The organism is Microbacterium nymphoidis (genome assembly GCF_021044885.1).
GTDB classification, from domain to species: domain Bacteria; phylum Actinomycetota; class Actinomycetes; order Actinomycetales; family Microbacteriaceae; genus Microbacterium; species Microbacterium nymphoidis.
Genome location: NZ_JAJNOD010000003.1, coordinates 215,576 through 232,361, shown reverse-complemented (window position 1 = coordinate 232,361; position 16,786 = coordinate 215,576). Strand labels below are relative to the sequence as shown.

At 69.7% G+C, this 16,786-nt stretch carries 13 protein-coding genes; 4 read left to right on the top strand and 9 right to left on the bottom strand.

Annotated elements, in window-relative coordinates; translation table 11 throughout:
- The first annotated feature begins 8 nt into the window (after positions 1–8).
- Positions 9–740: an alpha/beta fold hydrolase gene (locus LQ566_RS12785; RefSeq protein WP_231092089.1), complete on the top strand. Its 732-nt coding sequence runs from the start codon at positions 9–11 to the stop codon at positions 738–740.
- On the opposite strand, the gene LQ566_RS12780 is transcribed toward LQ566_RS12785, so the two are convergent.
- Positions 719–1,963 (bottom strand): MFS transporter, encoded by a 1,245-nt coding sequence (locus tag LQ566_RS12780; protein ID WP_231092088.1) that lies wholly within the window; start codon positions 1,961–1,963, stop codon positions 719–721. The two genes, LQ566_RS12785 and LQ566_RS12780, sit on opposite strands and share 22 nt — an antisense overlap.
- Positions 1,960–3,312: a GH1 family beta-glucosidase gene (locus tag LQ566_RS12775; RefSeq protein WP_231092087.1), complete on the bottom strand. Its 1,353-nt coding sequence runs from the start codon at positions 3,310–3,312 to the stop codon at positions 1,960–1,962. The genes LQ566_RS12780 and LQ566_RS12775 overlap by 4 nt, the downstream gene beginning before the upstream one ends.
- A 231-nt stretch (positions 3,313–3,543) precedes the next feature.
- Between LQ566_RS12775 and rpsT the strand changes: the two genes are divergently transcribed.
- A complete protein-coding gene (rpsT, locus tag LQ566_RS12770; RefSeq protein ID WP_231092086.1) occupies positions 3,544–3,804 on the top strand; it encodes a 30S ribosomal protein S20 in 261 nt (86 codons plus the stop codon).
- 122 nt (positions 3,805–3,926) lie between these two features.
- Here the strand turns inward: rpsT and araA are convergent, their stop codons facing one another.
- The 7 genes from araA to LQ566_RS12735 form a co-directional block, all read right to left on the bottom strand.
- A complete protein-coding gene (gene araA / locus LQ566_RS12765; RefSeq protein ID WP_231092085.1) occupies positions 3,927–5,450 on the bottom strand; it encodes an L-arabinose isomerase in 1,524 nt (507 codons plus the stop codon).
- Between the two features lie 16 nt (positions 5,451–5,466).
- Positions 5,467–7,053: a xylulokinase gene (locus tag LQ566_RS12760; protein WP_231092084.1), complete on the bottom strand. Its 1,587-nt coding sequence runs from the start codon at positions 7,051–7,053 to the stop codon at positions 5,467–5,469.
- 10 nt (positions 7,054–7,063) lie between these two features.
- Positions 7,064–7,783 carry an L-ribulose-5-phosphate 4-epimerase gene (locus LQ566_RS12755; protein WP_231092083.1) on the bottom strand — a complete coding sequence of 240 codons (720 nt, stop codon included), beginning with the start codon at positions 7,781–7,783 and terminating at the stop codon, positions 7,064–7,066.
- Between the two features lie 93 nt (positions 7,784–7,876).
- Complete coding sequence (locus LQ566_RS12750) at positions 7,877–8,884, bottom strand: LacI family DNA-binding transcriptional regulator (protein ID WP_231092082.1); 1,008 nt, start codon at positions 8,882–8,884, stop codon at positions 7,877–7,879.
- 113 nt (positions 8,885–8,997) lie between these two features.
- Complete coding sequence (gene holA, locus LQ566_RS12745) at positions 8,998–10,044, bottom strand: DNA polymerase III subunit delta (protein ID WP_231092081.1); 1,047 nt, start codon at positions 10,042–10,044, stop codon at positions 8,998–9,000.
- Between the two features lie 62 nt (positions 10,045–10,106).
- A complete protein-coding gene (locus tag LQ566_RS12740; RefSeq protein ID WP_231092080.1) occupies positions 10,107–12,422 on the bottom strand; it encodes a ComEC/Rec2 family competence protein in 2,316 nt (771 codons plus the stop codon).
- A complete protein-coding gene (locus LQ566_RS12735; protein ID WP_231092079.1) occupies positions 12,419–13,036 on the bottom strand; it encodes a ComEA family DNA-binding protein in 618 nt (205 codons plus the stop codon). Before LQ566_RS12735 ends, LQ566_RS12740 begins: the two co-directional genes overlap by 4 nt.
- A gap of 721 nt (positions 13,037–13,757) precedes the next feature.
- Between LQ566_RS12735 and LQ566_RS12730 the strand changes: the two genes are divergently transcribed.
- A complete protein-coding gene (locus LQ566_RS12730; protein ID WP_231092078.1) occupies positions 13,758–16,088 on the top strand; it encodes a sensor histidine kinase in 2,331 nt (776 codons plus the stop codon).
- A complete protein-coding gene (locus LQ566_RS12725) occupies positions 16,088–16,786 on the top strand; it encodes a response regulator (protein ID WP_231092077.1) in 699 nt (232 codons plus the stop codon). The genes LQ566_RS12730 and LQ566_RS12725 overlap by 1 nt, the downstream gene beginning before the upstream one ends.

Below are 16,786 nucleotides of genomic sequence, written 5' to 3'. Positions count from 1 at the left end.
CTGACGGCATGGGGACTCAGGTGGTTCTGGTGCACGGCATCCGGACATCGGCCACGATGTGGCGGGCGCAATTGGAGCACCTGGCGGATCGCGGGGTCTCCGCGGTGGCGCTCGACCTCCCCGGCCACGGTACTCGCATGGCCGAGACCTTCACGCTGGGCGAGGCATGGCGGACGATCGACGAGGCGGTGCAGCGCGCGGCGGAGGACGGTCCCGTGCTCCTGGTGGGACATTCGATGGGCGGCCTGCTGACCACCGCATACGTCGGCGCCGAGACCGCTCCCCCGGTGACGGCCTTCATCGGCGCATCGTGCACGGCTCTGCCGCGCGGAGCGGGCCTTGCCACCTACCGTCTGCTCGCCGGCGGGTTCAATTCGCTGCCGGATCAGGGAGCCTGGCTGACGCGTCAGGTGCTCGCGGCGACGCTGCCCGACGAGACGCGAGCGGACTTCGGTGCCGGTGGCTACGCGCTCGCCGCGCAAGATGCAGCGCTGCGCTCACTGGCCCAGCTGGATCTCATGGCCGCCCTGCCCCGCATCACCATTCCCACCTGGTTCATCAACGGGCAGTTCGATCAGCTCCGCCTGAGCGAGCAGCTCTTCGTACGCCTCGTCCCTCACGCGGAGCTGATCGTCGTGCCCAGGACATCGCATCTGGTCACCGCCATGCGTCCGCGGGTGTTCAACGCGCTGCTCGATCTGGCGCTCGCCACGATCGATCAGGACATGCGCGCCGTCTGAGGCGTCCGCTCTCGCGCCCCCGCTGTCATCAGCCCGCCCAGCACCGACAGCACCGCCCCCGCGAGGAAGAGCAGCCAGAAGCCACCGGCCAGCGCGACCAGTGCCGCCCCGATCAGCGGTCCGAGCAGCTGGCCCAGCGCCGCCGATACCGTGACCATGCCGAGGTCGCGGGCGTGAGCGCGCTCGTCGGGAAGGAGGTCGGTCGCGAAGGCGAGGCCGGTGGTCATGAACGCGCCGTAGCCGACTCCGAGCAGCGCCGCGGCCACCAGGGTCATCTCCCAGCTGGGCACGAACGCGAGCAACAGGGACGCCAGCGCCTGGATCATCGCACTCGCCACGGTCGGCATCCGGCGTCGGCCGGTGCGATCAGACCACCAGCCCGAGCCGAACGAGGCGAGCACGACGAACACGGTGTAGACGACGATCGCCATGAGCAGGTTGTCCTCGGCGGCGGCGCCCTGCCCCAGCCCGTACATCAGGAAGAACAGCAGCAGCGTGGTCCCCAGCGCGTTTCCGATGTTGACCACGAGGCGGCCGGAGATCATCCAGCCGAAGTCGCGGTCGCGCAGTGAGCGCAGGGCGCCGCTGTCGCGGCCGCTCGTCGCTGCCGGATGCCCCGGCGGGTCGGGGAGCACGAGGGCGGCGAGCGTGCCGACCATCGCGATGAAGCCGCCCAGCACCAGATACGACACGTCCACGGTGAGAGCGAGCACCACTACCGTGCCCACGCCGACGATGATCCCCACCGCCTGGGCGGAGCTGGCGAGCGAGGCCGCGGTTCCCCGCTGAGCCTCCGGCAGCTGGTCCGCGATCATCGCCGTGAGGGCCGCGGAGACGATCGCAATCCCGACGGAGACTCCCGTCCACGCCGCCCCTACGGCGACCGGACCCACGGCGAAGCCGGTGACGGCCAGGCACACGGCGGCGATCCATGTTCCGCCGAGCGCCCACGGGCGACGCCGGCCCCAGCGCGAGCGGGTGCGGTCTGACATCGCTCCGGCCAACGGCCCGGCCACGACCCCGGCCAGGCCACCCACACCCAGCACGACGCCGGTGGACACCACTCCGCTGATCCATCCGTCGGCGTCGTCGGGAGTGTCCAGCTGCGTCGGCAGCAGCAGTTGCACCGGAGTGAGCTGCACGGTCCAGATCGCGAGCCATGCGACCGCGAACAAGACCATCCAGCCACGGGTCACCGGCGTGCGGATCGCCGTGGCCGTCATGCCCGGCTCCGCGCGATGAGGTCTCGGTACCAGCGGTACGACGCCTTCGGCGTGCGGGTGCCGCTGGCGACATCGGTGTGGACCAGCCCGAAGCGCTGCGTGAATCCGTCGGCCCATTCGAAGTTGTCCAGCAGGGACCAGACCGTGTACTCATCCACCACGACACCGGCACGAAGAGCGTCGCCGACGGCGGCGATGTGGCCCTGCAGGTACGCGATCCGGTCGTGATCATCAACCGGGGCCGGCTCGTCCGGCTCCGGGAAGGACGCCCCGTTCTCGGAGACGACGACCGGTGGCAGCGCCGCGCCGTAGCGATCTCGCAACTGCACGAGAAGGGCGGTGAGGGCATCGGGGACGATCGGCCATTCCGGTCCGAAACCGGTCACGGGCGCATCGGGAGTCGGCACGATCGCGAAGGGCACCGGACCAGGGTCCGCGGTGACGGTCGTGGGGTTGTAGAAGTTCACCCCGTAGACATCCAGCGGCGCCGAGATCAGCTCGAGATCCCCGTCCTGCACCGGCATCTCCGCGAGACCCCATGCGGTGAGGTCCGGATATCGCCCGGTGAGCACCGGATCGGCGAAGAGCCGGTTGTGCAGCACGTCGTACGCGGCAGCCGCCGCCGCGTCCTCGTCGCTGTCGCGCAGCGGGCGCACGTGCGTGTGGTTGTTCGCGATGGCGACCTCGTGAGCTCCCGCGGCCCGCAGCACGCGCAGCGCCAGTCCGTGGGCGAGAAGCTGGTGATGCGCGGTCGGGAGCGCTCCGAACAGCATCGACCGTCCCGGCGCGAGAGTACCGACGGCGTAGCCCTGCAGGGTTGTCATGGCGGGTTCGTTGATCGTGTACCAGTGGCGCACGCGGTCCGACAGGCGGTCAGCGACGAGTCGGGCATAGTCCCCGAACCGCAGCGCGGTGTCGCGGTTCAGCCAGCCGCCTCGCGCTTCCAGCGCGCTCGGGAGATCCCAGTGGTACAGGGTCGGGAACGGCGTGATCCCGGCCTCGAGCAGATCGTCCACCACGCGGGAGTAGTAGTCCAGGCCCGGGGCGTTGGCGCCTCGCACGCCGTCCGGCTGCACGCGTACCCAGGAGATCGAGAACCGGTACCGATCCACCCCGAGCTCCCGGAGCAGAGCGACGTCCTCGGCCCAGCGGCGATAGCTCTGCGGTCCTTCCTGCGCCGTGGTGCCGTCGATGATCCTCCCGGAATCCACGAAGTCGTCCCAGATGCTGCGACCTCGGCCATCCGCGTCGCGGGCGCCTTCGATCTGGAAGGCGCTGGTGGCGGTGGACCACCGGAAGCCGGGCGGAAATCCGGGAAGCGGATCGATGGTGGTGCGCGGGTCGGACATGCATCTCCTCGGACAGCGTTGTGCGAGTGAACTCGGGTGTCTGTTCGGACGATACTCCGCACCATCGGTGTCACGTCAAGGGCTCCCTCCGCCGCGGTCGGAAGCATACGCAATGTGCTGATAGACTCGGCCTTTGACTTGTGTGTGGGTTCGCCCTCACATCGTCGAGGACAGCCCTCTCTCTGCCGCTCGACAAACCTCATCCCATTCGGAACGAAAGTCAGACCACACGTGGCAAACATCAAGTCGCAGATCAAGCGCAACAAGACCAACGAGAAGGCCCGCGAGCGCAACAAGGCCGTCAAGACCGAGCTGAAGTCCGCCGTGCGCCGCACGCGCGAGGCGATCGCTGCCGGTGACAAGGTTGCTGCCGAGGCCGCGCTGAAGAACGCGTCCAAGAAGCTGGACAAGGCCGTCGGCAAGGGCGTCATCCACGAGAACCAGGCTGCGAACCGCAAGTCCTCGATCGCCAAGCAGGTCGCCGCTCTCTGAGCCTCACACGCAGAATGCCCGCCCCTCCGGGGCGGGCATTCTGCTTTGGGCTGCGTCGCCATGAAGAATGGAGAACGCCCCTCCGGCACAGCTCGGAGGGGCGTTCTCCGTCTTCTCGCGGGTCAGAGCCCTTGCGCGAGACGGTAATACGCCTGGTTCCAGCGCACCTGCTGCTGGAAAGCGGGCAGCGTGGTGTCCTCGTCGATCACGAGCAGCTCCACCCCGGCCATGTCGGCGAAGTCGCGGAACGCCTCCAGACCGACAGCCGTGGACATCACGGTGTGGTGCGCCGCGCCGGCCGTCAGCCAGGCGGCCGCGCTGGTGGTGAAATCCGGTGCCGGTTTCCATACCGCACGTCCCACCGGGAGGTTCGGGAGCGGCTGACGCGGCTCGACGTTCTCCACCACGTTGGCGGTCAAGCGGAAGCGATCGCGCATGTCGCTCATCGCCACGACGATCGCCGGGCCGGGGTCGGCGGTGAACACCAGGCGCACCGGGTCGTCCTTGCCGCCGATACCCAGCGGGTGGATCTCGAGGGTGGGACGGGCGGTGGTCAGCGACGGCGACACCTCCAGCATGTGCGCACCGAGAATGAGCTCGTCCCCCGGCGTCATGTCGTAGGTGTAATCCTCCATGAGGCTCGCGCCTCCGGGCAGGCCCGCTCCCATGACGTTCGCGATCCGCACCAGCACCGCGGTCTTCCAGTCGCCCTCAGCACCGAAGCCGTACCCTTCGGCCATCAGACGCTGCACAGCGAGCCCCGGGAGCTGCCGCAGCTCCCCCAGGTCTTCGAACGAGGTCGTGAAGGCACCGAAGCCGCCCTCCTCCAGGAACGAACGCAGCCCGATCTCGATGGCGGCCCCGTCCCGCAGGGACTGGTGGCGCTCGGCACCACGTCGCAGTTCCGGAGCCACGTCATAGAGGTCCTCGTACTCGGCGACGAGCGCGTCGATGTCGGCCTCCGCCACGGCCGCCACGGCCGCCGCGAGGTCGTTGACGCCCCAGGTGTTCACCTGGACGCCGAATCGCAGTTCGGCCTCGGTCTTGTCGCCCTCGGTGACGGCGACGAAACGCATGTTGTCGCCGAAGCGCGCCAGCTTGAGCGAGCGCGCAGCCGCGAGCCCCGCGGCGGCGCGCTGCCAGGTGGCGATCTCCGACCGCACGCGGGCGTCGCTGGCGTGTCCGACGACCGTCTTGCGCGCCACACCGAGGCGGGTCTGGATGTAGCCGAACTCGCGGTCTCCGTGTGCTGCCTGGTTCAGATTCATGAAGTCGAAGTCGATGTCGGCCCAGGGCAGCTCGACGTTCGCCTGCGTGTGCAGGTGCGCGAGAGGCTTCTGCAGTGCGTCGAGTCCGGCGATCCACATCTTGGCCGGGCTGAAGGTGTGCATCCACGCGATGAGGCCGATGACGTTGTCAGCCGCGTTCGCCTCGAGCACCAGGGCACGGATGGACGCGGAGTCGGTGAGCACGGGCTTCCAGACGATCCGCACCGGGACATCGTCGGCCGAATCCAGGAGGCTGGCGATCTGCTGAGACTGCTCCGCCACCTGGGCGAGCGTCTCGGGGCCGTACAGGTGCTGGCTCCCGGTGAGGAACCACACCTCGTAGGCGTCGAGCGTGGTGGACAGGGGCGTGCGTGTCATGATGTCCTTCCGGAGTTCAGAGAGCGTCCACCGCAGCGGCCTCGATCGCGAGGCCACGACGATAGCCGTCGAGGTAGGCGGCGAAACCGGCGACGTCGTCGGCATCGGGTTCGGTGACGCGGGTGTCGGCATCGGCGAACACCACGTCGTTGACGTAGTCGCGAAGCGAGCACGCCTCGGCGTGGCCCAGGTAGGAGGCCAGAACGGCGATCCCCCACGCGCCGCCCTCCGCCGCCAGCTCACCGACGGCCACCGGAGCTTGGAGGGCCGCGGCGAGGAATCGCTGCGCCACCCCCGCGGTGCGGAACATCCCGCCGTGGGCGAACATACGATCCAGCCGGACGCCCTCGGCGTCCAGGACCTGCATTCCGACAGCGAGGGTGGCGAACACGCCATACAGCTGCGAGCGCATGAAGTTGGCGAGGGTGAAGGCGCTGTCGGGGGTGCGCACGAACAGCGGGCGCCCCGAGGTCAGCCCGACGATCGGCTCCCCGGCCAGGTGGTTGTATGCCAGCAGGCCGCCGGCGTCCGAAGCGCCGTCCAGCGCTTCGCGGAACAGTGTTTCGAAGACGGCATCCTCGTCGACGGGGTCCCCCGACGCCGCCGCGAACCGTGCGAACAGGCTCGCCCAGGCGGCGAGCTCGCTGGCGCCGTTGTTGCAGTGCACCATCGCCACGGCGTCCCCCGCGGGAGTGGTGACGAGATCCAGTTCCTGGTGCGCGGACGCCAGCGGCCGCTCCAGCACCACCATCGCGAAGATGCTGGTGCCGGCCGAGACGTTGCCCGTGCGCGGCGCGACGGAGTTTGTGGCGACCATCCCGGTGCCGGCGTCGCCTTCCGGCGGGCAGAGCAGAGTACCGGCCGCGAGCCCCCCGCGCGGATCCAGCAGCAGGGCGCCCTCCGCGGTCAGCGTCCCGGCCCGTGCACCCGCGGGAAGGACGCGCGGAAGCAGATCACGCGTCGGGCGTGGCAGTCGTCCGTCGGCCAGCCGATCGTAGGCGTCGAGCATCTCGGAGTCGTAGTCGACACGGCTCGAATCGATCGGGAACATCCCTGACGCATCGCCGACACCGAGCACGTGTTCTCCGGTGAGCCGCTCGTGCACGTACCCGGCGAGAGTGGTGATCCGATCCAGCGCGGGCAGGTGCTCCTCCCCCGCAAGCACCGCCTGGTGGAGGTGGGCGATGGACCAGCGGAGAGGAATGTTCACGCCGAAGAGTCCGGTGAGCTCGGCTGCGGCGGCAGACGTGCTGGTGTTACGCCAGGTGCGGAAGGGGACGAGGAGATCGCCGGCCGCGTCGAGGGCGACGTAACCGTGCATCATCGCGGAGATCCCGATCCCGCCGAACTGCCGGGGGCGCACGCCGTGGCGCTCCTCGGCATCCGTGAGCAGCCCTGCGACCGCGCTCTGGATTCCCCGCCAGACCGCCTCGACACTGTAGGTCCACAGCCCATCGACCAGCTCGTTCTCCCAGGCGAAGGAACCCACGGCGATCACCTGGGACGGATCCGAGCCGATCAGGCATGCCTTGATACGGGTCGAGCCCAACTCGATCCCGAGGCTGGTGCGGGCGCTGGTGATGTCGGACGCTGCGGTGCTCATGGCTGCTCTCTCACCGACGCGCGTCGGTGCTCTGTCCGTAGACGTTCTGATAGCGGTTGTACAGGGCGTCGATCGCCTCAGGATCGATGGGGATGAGCGGACCGGCCTCGCGAGCGAGATGGACGGTGCGGGCCACATCCTCGACCATCACGGCCGCTTTCACGGCGTCCCGGGCATCGACGCCGATGGTGAACGGACCGTGATTGCGCATGAGCACGGCACGCGAGCGGTGCCCCCGGAGCGTCTCCACGATCCCGCGTCCGATCGAATCGTCGCCGATGATCGCGAACGGCCCCACGGGGATCGGTCCGCCGAACTCATCCGCCATGGCGGTGATCACGCACGGGATCTCCTCGCCGCGCGCGGCCCACGCCACCGCGTAGGTGGAATGGGTGTGTACCACGCCCCCGACCTCGGGCATGTTGCGATAGACGTAGGCGTGCGCCGCGGTATCGCTCGAGGGTGCACGCTCGCTCCCCGCAGCACCGGGAATGGCATTGCCGTCGAGGTCGCACAGGATCATGTTCTCGGCCGTGAGGTCGTCGTAGCTGATGCCGGACGGCTTGATGACGAAGAGGTCAGCCCCGGGCACGCGACCCGAGACGTTCCCTCCGGTCCACACCACCAGGGAGTACCGCACCAGCTCCGCGTGGAGGCGCGCCACGTCCTCGCGCACGGTGCGGATGGCTGCATCGATATCGGGGCCGAAGGTTGGCTCTGCGCTGCTCACGGTACCTCACTGTCACGTCGTGTGCGGATCACATCATGTGACCGGTCACAGCAGTGTGTCACACCCGCTGCGCACCGTCAAGAACGGGTGGGATCAGGCCGGTGGTGCCACGGAGTCGCGAACCACGAGCACCGGCTTCACCGGCTCGGCGGGCTCGCGCACGTCGGCGGTTCCGACCAGCAGCCCGACCGCGCGCCGCGCGATGGCGGAGAAGTCCTGGTGCACCGTGGTGAGCCTCGGCCAGTAGTAGGCCGCGTCGGGGATGTCATCGAAGCCCACGATGCTGATGTCGCCCGGGACCGTCACTCCGGCCTCATGGAGCCCGCCGAGCAGGCCGAGCGCCATCTGATCGTTGGCGGCGAACACGGCGGTCACCCCGGATGCGACGATCTTCCGGGCTGCGGCATGCCCGGAGCCGGCCGACCAGTCCCCCGTGATGATCGGTCCGACGGGAAGGCCGCGATGGGCGAGCTCGCTGACGTAGCCGTCCGCACGCGACTGCGCCTCCAGCCAGTCCTCCGGACCGCGCAGGTGCCCGATGCGGGTGTGACCGGCATCGGCGAGCGCCGCCACGGCCAGTCGTGCACCGGCGACCTGATCGATGGACAAACCCCGCTCGCCGCGTCCAGCCGAGTGCAGAGTGATGACGGGAACATCGATGTCGAGCGAGGAGACGGCATCGAGCGTTGCGGCGTGGGGCGCGACGACGACGATGCCTTCCACCCCCTGCGCGAGCAGATGCTCGATCGCCGAGGTCACGGATGCGGCGTCGTCCGCTTCGGCGAACGCGGCGCTCACCCAGTAGCCGGCTTCGCGCGCCGATGCCTCGATGGCGGCGATGCTCTGAGCCGGACCGAAGAGCACGGCATCGGAGGCCAGCACGCCGATGGTGTGCGAGCGGTGGGTTCCCAGGGCGCGGGCTGCGTTGTTGACACGGTAGCCGAGTTCCGCCATCGCAGCGAGCACGCGTTCGCGCGTCTCCGGCGCCACCTCCGGATTGTCGTTGAGCACACGTGACACGGTCTGGCGCGACACCTCGGCGCGCGCAGCGACATCACGGACGCCCACTCGTCGCCTGGCACCACCCGTCGCGTCGTTCACGCGGTCGAGTCTAGGGCGCATCCGGTGCTGTGCCTCACGCGCCCCACGGGAGCGTCATACCCGACGGCCACCGTGGCCTCCTCCGATCGGTGATGCAGCGCACGCGAAGCTGCTCACCCCTGAGACGCATAGGGGGCACGCGTGGCGATGACGGTGATCAGCCGCTCCAGCGCGAACACGGGGTCGCGGGATGCACCCTTCACCTCGGCATCCGCACGAGCAGCCGCCTGGATCGCGATGGCGAGCGTGGTCTGGTTCCATCCGGCGAGGTCGCGTCGCGCCCGATCCACCTGCCAGTCCTTCATGCCCAGCCGATTCGCGATGGCCTGATTGGACTCCCGGCCGGCACCGGCCACCCGCGCCATGGTGCGCAGCTTCATGGCGATGGCCGCGACCATCGGCACCGGGTCGGAGCCGGAGCCCAGGGCCTGACGGAGCGAGACAAGGGCTTCGGCGTGCTTTCCCGCGATGGCCGTGTCGGCGACCGTAAAGGCCGTCGTCTCCACTCTGCCGCCGTAGTAGCGCGCCACCACTTCGTCGGTGATCTCGCCGGAGACGTCGGAGATCAGCTGCTGGCACGCCGCGGCGAGCTCCGTGAGGTCGTCCGCGAAGGCGCTCACGAGTGCTCGCAGAGCTCCCGGGGCGATGCGCCGACGTGCAGCTTTGAACTCCCCCGCAGCGAAATCGAACCGGTCGGAGTCGCGTTTGACAGCAGGGCAGGCGATCTCGATCCCGCCTCCTGAACCGGCGCGGATCGCATCGAGGAGCTTCTTGCCCCGAACGCTGGCCCCGGTGTGACGCAGCACGAGCGTCGCGCCCTCCTGCGGGTTGTCGAGATACGCGATGGCCTCGGCGAGGAATGCGTCGGAGCACTTCTCGACCCCCGAGACCCGGATCAGGCGCGGCTCCCCGAACAGCGATGGCGAGGTGAGCGCCAGCAGCGTCCCCGCGGCGTAGTCGTCGGCACGGACGTCCGACACCTCCAGCGACGGATCCTCCGCCTTGAGATAGGTGCGCACCCCCGCGATCGCACGCTCCGCGCAGACCTCCTCCGGGCCCGACACGAGGACGACCGGCGCGGGCTGCGGGTCGCGCCAGGACACCTGCGGGATGACCGATGATGCCTTCTTCGCGGGTGCTCGACGTGCCGTGGGTGCCATGGTTCGAGCCTACCGGCGACCTCCGACGTCACTCCGCCACTGCACCGGTTCCCGCCGGGAGGCTACGGCGGCGCGTGCTCGCGCCACACTCGCAGCTCGCCATTCGTCGTCGCGGCCAGGAGCAGTCCGTCTTCATCCGTTCGTGCGATCACGGTGCCGAGCGCACGGAGCATGTCGAGGGTGTCCTCCCGGGGGTGTCCGTAGTCGTTCGCGCGCCCCACGCCGATCAGCGCCAGGCGCGGACGGAGGGCGCCGTAGAGTCGCGGCTCCTGGTCGGCGCTGCCGTGATGACTGACTTTCACGATGTCATAGGTGGATCGGAGCCCACCGGCGCGCAACAACCCGCGTTGCGCCTCGGCGTCCAGATCCCCGAGCAGCAGCGCCGCGGGAAACCGGTCGCCGGTGACCTCCAGCACCACGCTCGCGGGGTTGCCGACGATCCGATCAGAGCTCGGCCACAGCACGCGCCACCGTGCATCACCCAGCTCGCCGCTCAGCCCCCGGCGAGCGTCGACGACCCGTGCCCCGCCCCGGCGAAAGCCGTCCACCAGCGCCGCATCGGCCTGACCGTCCGTGGGTCCGTGCAACACGACATCCGCCCGGCCCACAACCGTCGCGGCACCGCCGACGTGGTCGAGGTCGAAGTGGGTGAGGACGAGGAGGTCCACGCGCTCGATCGCGAGCCGGTCGAGACAGGCGTCCAGTACAGCGGGATCCGGTCCGGTGTCCACCAGCGCGACCCTTCCCGCAGCTCTCAGCACCGTGGCATCGCCCTGCCCGACATCGCACATGGCCACCGACCACGTCGACGGCGTCAGCAGCGGCGTCACGGTGGTGCGCACCACCCACGCACCCGCGCCGATTCCGACGCTCACGAGCACGACGCCGACGGCAGCGCGCCGCAGCGCCGGCGGCCCCGCGCGGACGAGCAGCACCGCGATCGCCGCACACACCGCACCGAGCGTCAGCGCGCCGAGCAGCCCCTCCTGCCACGGCAGCACGCTCTGCGGCAACGACGCGCTCAGCCGCGCCGTGCTCGCCACCCATTGCGCCGGCACCCACGCGATCGCGATCAGCACGTGGCCCAGCACAGGCACCGCGACGAAAAAGCAGGCGAGCATTCCCGCCAGGGTCGCCACGGGTGCCGCCGGTGCGGCGAGCACGTTCGCGAGCACCCCCGACAACGACACCCGGGGGGTGATCAGCACCAGAATCGGAGCGCAGGCCAGCTGCGCCACGAGGGGTGCGGCCAGCGGGGCGGCCATCCACATCGGCAGGATGCCGGCGACGGTGCGCGCCGCGGGTGGCCCGAGGACCAGGAGCGCCGCCGTCGCCGCCACCGAGAGCGCGAAGCCGATCTCGGTGGCCAGCCAGGGGTCGGTGCACAGCAGGACGATCACCGCGACGCTCAGCACATGCAGCCCGATCTTCGCTCGCCCGAGCAGCAGAGCGAGCATCGAGACGGCGCACATCGCCGCGGCGCGTACGACGCTCGGCTCCGGAGTCACCAGGATGACGAACGATGCCAGAGCGCCCAGTGCCACGAAGACACGCGTGCCTCGCGGCAGCCGCAGAGCAGCCGCGAGCGCGAATCCCGCACCCACCACCAGGAGGCAGTTCGACCCCGAGACGGCGAGCAGATGCGCCAGGCTGCTCCTCTTCATCGCCTCATCGAGCCCGGCGCTCACGCCGCTGGTGTCCCCCACCGCCATTCCGGGGATGAGCTGCGCGCCGTCGCCGGGGAAGAGACGTGTGCCTTCGATCAGTCCGTGACGCAACAGCGCGGCCACCGCGAGCGCGCCGCTCGGCGGTGTGATCACCTCGGGCGGCCGTGAGGCACGCAGCGCGAGCAGTGCGCGGCCGCCGCGCTCGGGGGCCTCGACACGCGCTCTCACCGACACCACGGCACCCAGATCCAGGTCCGGGGGACGATCACCACTGAACAGCAGGTCCGCGGGAGCCGTGAGGTCCGCACCGGCGAACGTCCCGCTCACTCGCCATGCGCCCTGCCACGCAGGGGCTGGCTTCGAGAGCACCGTGAGGGTGCCGCTCACTCGGCTGGGGAGCTCCATCACGGCGGCGCGCGCCGGTGCCTGCAGCGCGACGTGCATGCTCGCGACGGCGACGGCGGCCGCGATGAGCAGGAGCAGGGCGTGTCCGCGGCGTGCGGCGAGAACCACACCGGCACCCGTGAGCAGCCACGCGATGACGGCCACGGGCAGGGCGAGCTCGGGATTCGCCGTCACCACGCCCGCGAAGACCCAGACCCCGCCGAGCACCGGGAGCAGCCGCAGGTCGCGTGGGCGCAGCGAGAGCCCGTCCGCGCGTGCCTCGGCGCCGACGTCCTGCCGGTGATGATCGCGGATGTGCCGGTTCATACCCGAACCAACGGCTCGATGGCGGCGAACATCTTCTCCCCGATGCCGGAGACGTCGAGCAGGTCTTCCACCGCCGAGAAGCGGCCGTTCTCCGCCCGCCAGTCGAGGATGCGCTGCGCGAGCGCGGGGCCGACGCGAGGAAGAGTCTCCAGATCGGCCGCTGATGCCGTGTTGAGGTCGATGAGTGCCGCTGTGCCCGCACCTCCCTCGGCGGATGTCGTCTGCGCCTCACCCTCGGCCGTGACGAGGATCTGCTCCCCATCGGCCAGCGCCCGGGCGAGATTCACCCCGTTCGGCGCCGCGTCCGCACGGAATCCCCCGGCCGCTGCCACCGCGTCCATGACCCGGGAGCCCGGCTCCAGGACGTACACGCCGGGATCCGTAACGGCACCGGAGACATGGACGGTGAGCATCCCGCCCTCCGGCCCTGTTTCTGTTCCCGTGTTCGTCGCTGAAACACTCGGAACCGGGATGTCGCTCGCGGCACCAGCCTGCTGCAGAACGCCCGTGGCCACGGTCGCCGCCAGAGCGAGAACAGCGACGGCGACAGCACTGGCGAAGCCGATCCGCCAGCGACGTCGGCGCGAGTCTTCAGGCAGGAAAACGTCGGTCATGGCGCGAGGCTAGATCGCGGTGGGAGCCGAGAAGCCCGGCATGTCCCGCCGTGGCAGAGGTGCGCATCGCGCGACGCCTGGGGAGGAACGATCAGAGTGTTCCCGGACCGACGACGGATTCTGGCGTGCGGCCCACACCCCCCGGCGCAAGCCGCACGCCCACCCCGAAGGGCAGATCGAGCCCGACGATTTCTCGACGGACCTCACCGGCATCCGACACACCAGTGAGACCGACCAGCACGACTTCCCGACTCGGCTGCTCGGCGACCAGCAGCGAGAGTATCCGTCACGTCGTCTCCGGAGAACCTTTTCCACCAGAGTGACCCCAATGTGGGGGTCATTCCGGTCGCCGACCGGGGATCCCGGGACGGACGCCCCATAGTCTCCTGGTGGTGGAGCGACAGGGTATTCCCGCGCACGTGCTCCACCCAGGGAGGTGGCGACCGTGGGCATCCGACACGCACCACGACCGGCGCAGACGCGACGGTGCGCCGGCGCACACGGCCGCACGCCCGCCGACGCGCAGGGACGCAACGACCGGACGTCTCCTGCGAGCGGATCGACAGACCTGACGAGCCGGCGGACGGCGATGGTAGCTCTCCTTTCCCCCGCACCATCGCCGTTCGTCACCCCCTTCGATTTCGCCTCTCTCATATGACCGTGGAGCGATAAGCTGTTGCTCCCAGATCTCTACTTCCCCCCGAGTCAGAGGCACACCGCCGTGATCACCACAGGTCCCGCGCGCGTCCGGGTCATGGCAACCGACCTGTTGGCGCGCGTGTTCGACACACCGTCGATCGGCGTGCCCGGGTGGGCGTCGGAGTCGTTGCTCACCTCGATCCGCAGCGTGGTGCTTCTCAGCGCGGCCGGCTGGCAGGCGATCATGATCGCCGTCACAGCACTCACCGGTTCCGCGCCCGGATGGCCCCTCATGGCAGGCATGTCGGTGCTCGCCCTCGCGGCTCTGGCTGCACTGCGCGGTCCGCTGCCAGACGCGCTCATCCCCGTCGGGATGGCATCGACGGGCATCTGGTGCTATCTCGTGGCGCCGGGTGTCGAGGCGCCGCTCACGCTGGCCGCATGCTGGCAGATCAACTTCGCCACGTTCTTCGCCGGGCTGCTGGTGCGCGACCGCCGCATCATCCTCGTCGTCATCGGATACGCGGCGGCCGCGATGGTGGTCGTGCTCGCGGTCCGACCCGACTGGAGCCGCCAGTTCGCCGTCTCGATCCTGGTGACGCAGACCGCGATCATCATCGCGTTGCGCCTCGGGCTGCCGGCGCTTCTGCGCATCGGCACGACCGCCGACGAGGCGGCGCGCGCCGCGGAGGAGGCCACACGGCGGGCCGTCCTGACGCGCGAATCCAGTGCCCGCATCGCCGAGGAGGCGCGTGTCCTCCACGACACCGCGATCAACACCCTCGGCGCCATCGCCAACGCCGGTGCGGGCATCACCGACCTCGCCCGCGTGCGCCAGCAGTGTGCGCGCGACGTCGTCTCCCTCACCGCCCTGCGGGCGGAGCAGCCGATGGTGGAGACCACCTCCCTGCTCGACCTGTTCGGCCAGCCCGGCCTTCCCACACGCCGGGGCGGCCTCACCGACGAAGATCTGGAACAGATCGGGGCGCGCCTCTCCAGCGCCACCGTGTCCGCGCTCGTGGGCTGCGTCCGCGAGGCGGTCACCAACGCCACCAAGCACTCGGGCGCTGACTACGTGAGCATCACCACCGCGGTGGACGACGGTGAGTTCGTCCTCACCGTCGCCGATGACGGCGTCGGCTTCGATCCGGTGGCAGCCCACGGGCGTCAGCGCGGCCTCGCGAACTCGATCGCAGCACGAGCGTCCGATGCCGGGATCGCCACCCGGATCCACAGCGGGACCGGCCTCGGCACCCGCATCACATTGCTGGCGCCTCTGGACGCGGCACCCCGCGACGAGCCGCTGTCGCTGAGTGCGGACGTCGCCGGGTTCCTGGGAGCCTCGCGACTGCGTGCTGCGGAGATGTACGGTCTCGGCGTCACGCTCATCGGGGTCCTGCTCACCGCGATCGGCGGCGCCAACGCGTACGGCGCACTCTTCCTGATGCTGGCCGTGATGGCGGGGGCCTGGCTCGCTTTCCGCGCACGTCGACTGCGGGCGCATCGAGGCGGGCTGGCCGTCGCACTCGTTGCAGCCGCCCTTACCGTCTTCGTCCTCTCCGCCGCCGCGACGGATTTCGGCTCGTCCGGGGTCGTCCACTGGCAGGCGCTGGCGCCCACCGGCGCGCTGATCATGACCTTCGCCCTCCTGCCGTCGCTGCGGATCATCGTCGCGTCACTGAGCGCAGTCGCCGCTGTGGTCATCGCTCTCGCTCTCACCGTGGCGGCCGCTGATCTGACGGCAGCGGGGAACATCGCCGTCGCCGGCTGCGTCACGCTCGGGTTCGCCGCGCTCTGGGCACGGTTCCAGATCCTCGTGGAACGCATCGGGGCGCGTTCGCTGCGCTCTCGTCAGGAGACCTTCACCGCCAATCTCGCAACCGAGGTCGCCGCGGCCGCGCAGGCCCACTATCTGCGCTGGATGGCGGCCGGGCTCGATGACGCCATCACGCTGCTCCAGGAACTCGCCGACGGGTCCCGTCACCCCGCGGACGAGGAGACGCGCGCCCTGTGCGCCGATGAAGAGCGGTATCTTCGCCAGCTCGTCCAGATCAGCCCCGAACTGATTCACCTGGGCCGCGAGATGATGCCGACCCTGCAGTTCGCACGCGATCGCGGCATCGATTACTCGCTCCGCCTGGGCAGCACCGACACCGCCGATGAAGCGACCGCGCGGCTGCTCTCGGCGATGGTGCTCCACAATCTCGCGACGACGCCCAGCGGCAGCAGCGTCCTCGCCTCCGTGTTCCCCGCCCAGGACGGTCTGCAGCTCACACTCGTGGGCTCCGGCCTGTCCGTTCCTCCGTCGCCATCGCCATGGCCGACGGACACGACCGTCTCGACCGGTCTCATAGAAATGGTCACCCGCGAATCCGACCGCGTCCTGGCCGATGCACGCACTGGAGGTTGGTAATGGAGAGCAGCAAGACACGACGGGCGCGGATCGCCATCGTGGAGGACCATCTGCTGCAGCGCAAGCGCACGGAGCAACTGCTGAACGACACGGGAGAGTTCGAGATCGTGTTCAGCGCCGTCTCCGCCCCGGAGTTCGTCGCCTGGGTTCAGGCAGCCCCGCGTGCGGAGCGCCCGCACCTCCTCGTGCTGGACCTGATGGTGGATCGCGAACCATCGGTGGATGTCGCGGTGGTCGAGACGCTCCTGCGCGCCGGGCTCAAGATCGTGGTCCTCTCCGCGCTCGCCTCTCCCCCGCTGGTGCGCAGCATCGTGCGCGCAGGGGTCAACGGAATCGTCGGCAAACGTGACGCCGAAGAGGACATCCTCGCCGCGATCCGCGCAGTGCTGCGCGGACAGGAGTGGATCACCACCGAACTCGCAGCCGTGATCGCGGGTGACCCCAACCGCCCCAAGCTCAGCATCCAGGAGGAGCGCGCGCTCATCCTCTATGCGTCGGGGCTGACCATCGCCGAGGTCTCGACCGCCATGAACATCGGATGGGAGACCACCCGTCAGTATCTGGACCGGGTGAAGAGCAAGTACACCGCGGCGGGAGTGCCGGTGCGCACGAAGGTCGACCTCGGCCGGGTCGCGGTGGCCGACGGCTACATCGATCCCGCGGACCAGCAGCGCGCGACAGACGCCCCCGCGTCCTGA

Coding starts and splice junctions, on each gene's coding strand:
- LQ566_RS12785 (WP_231092089.1), top strand. CDS start 9: ATGGGGACTCAGGTGGTTCTGGTGCACGGCATCCGGACATCGGCCACG.
- LQ566_RS12780 (WP_231092088.1), bottom strand. CDS start 1,963: ATGACGGCCACGGCGATCCGCACGCCGGTGACCCGTGGCTGGATGGTC.
- LQ566_RS12775 (WP_231092087.1), bottom strand. CDS start 3,312: ATGTCCGACCCGCGCACCACCATCGATCCGCTTCCCGGATTTCCGCCC.
- araA (WP_231092085.1), bottom strand. CDS start 5,450: ATGACACGCACGCCCCTGTCCACCACGCTCGACGCCTACGAGGTGTGG.
- LQ566_RS12760 (WP_231092084.1), bottom strand. CDS start 7,053: ATGAGCACCGCAGCGTCCGACATCACCAGCGCCCGCACCAGCCTCGGG.
- holA (WP_231092081.1), bottom strand. CDS start 10,044: ATGGCACCCACGGCACGTCGAGCACCCGCGAAGAAGGCATCATCGGTC.
- LQ566_RS12740 (WP_231092080.1), bottom strand. CDS start 12,422: ATGAACCGGCACATCCGCGATCATCACCGGCAGGACGTCGGCGCCGAG.
- LQ566_RS12735 (WP_231092079.1), bottom strand. CDS start 13,036: ATGACCGACGTTTTCCTGCCTGAAGACTCGCGCCGACGTCGCTGGCGG.
- LQ566_RS12725 (WP_231092077.1), top strand. CDS start 16,088: ATGGAGAGCAGCAAGACACGACGGGCGCGGATCGCCATCGTGGAGGAC.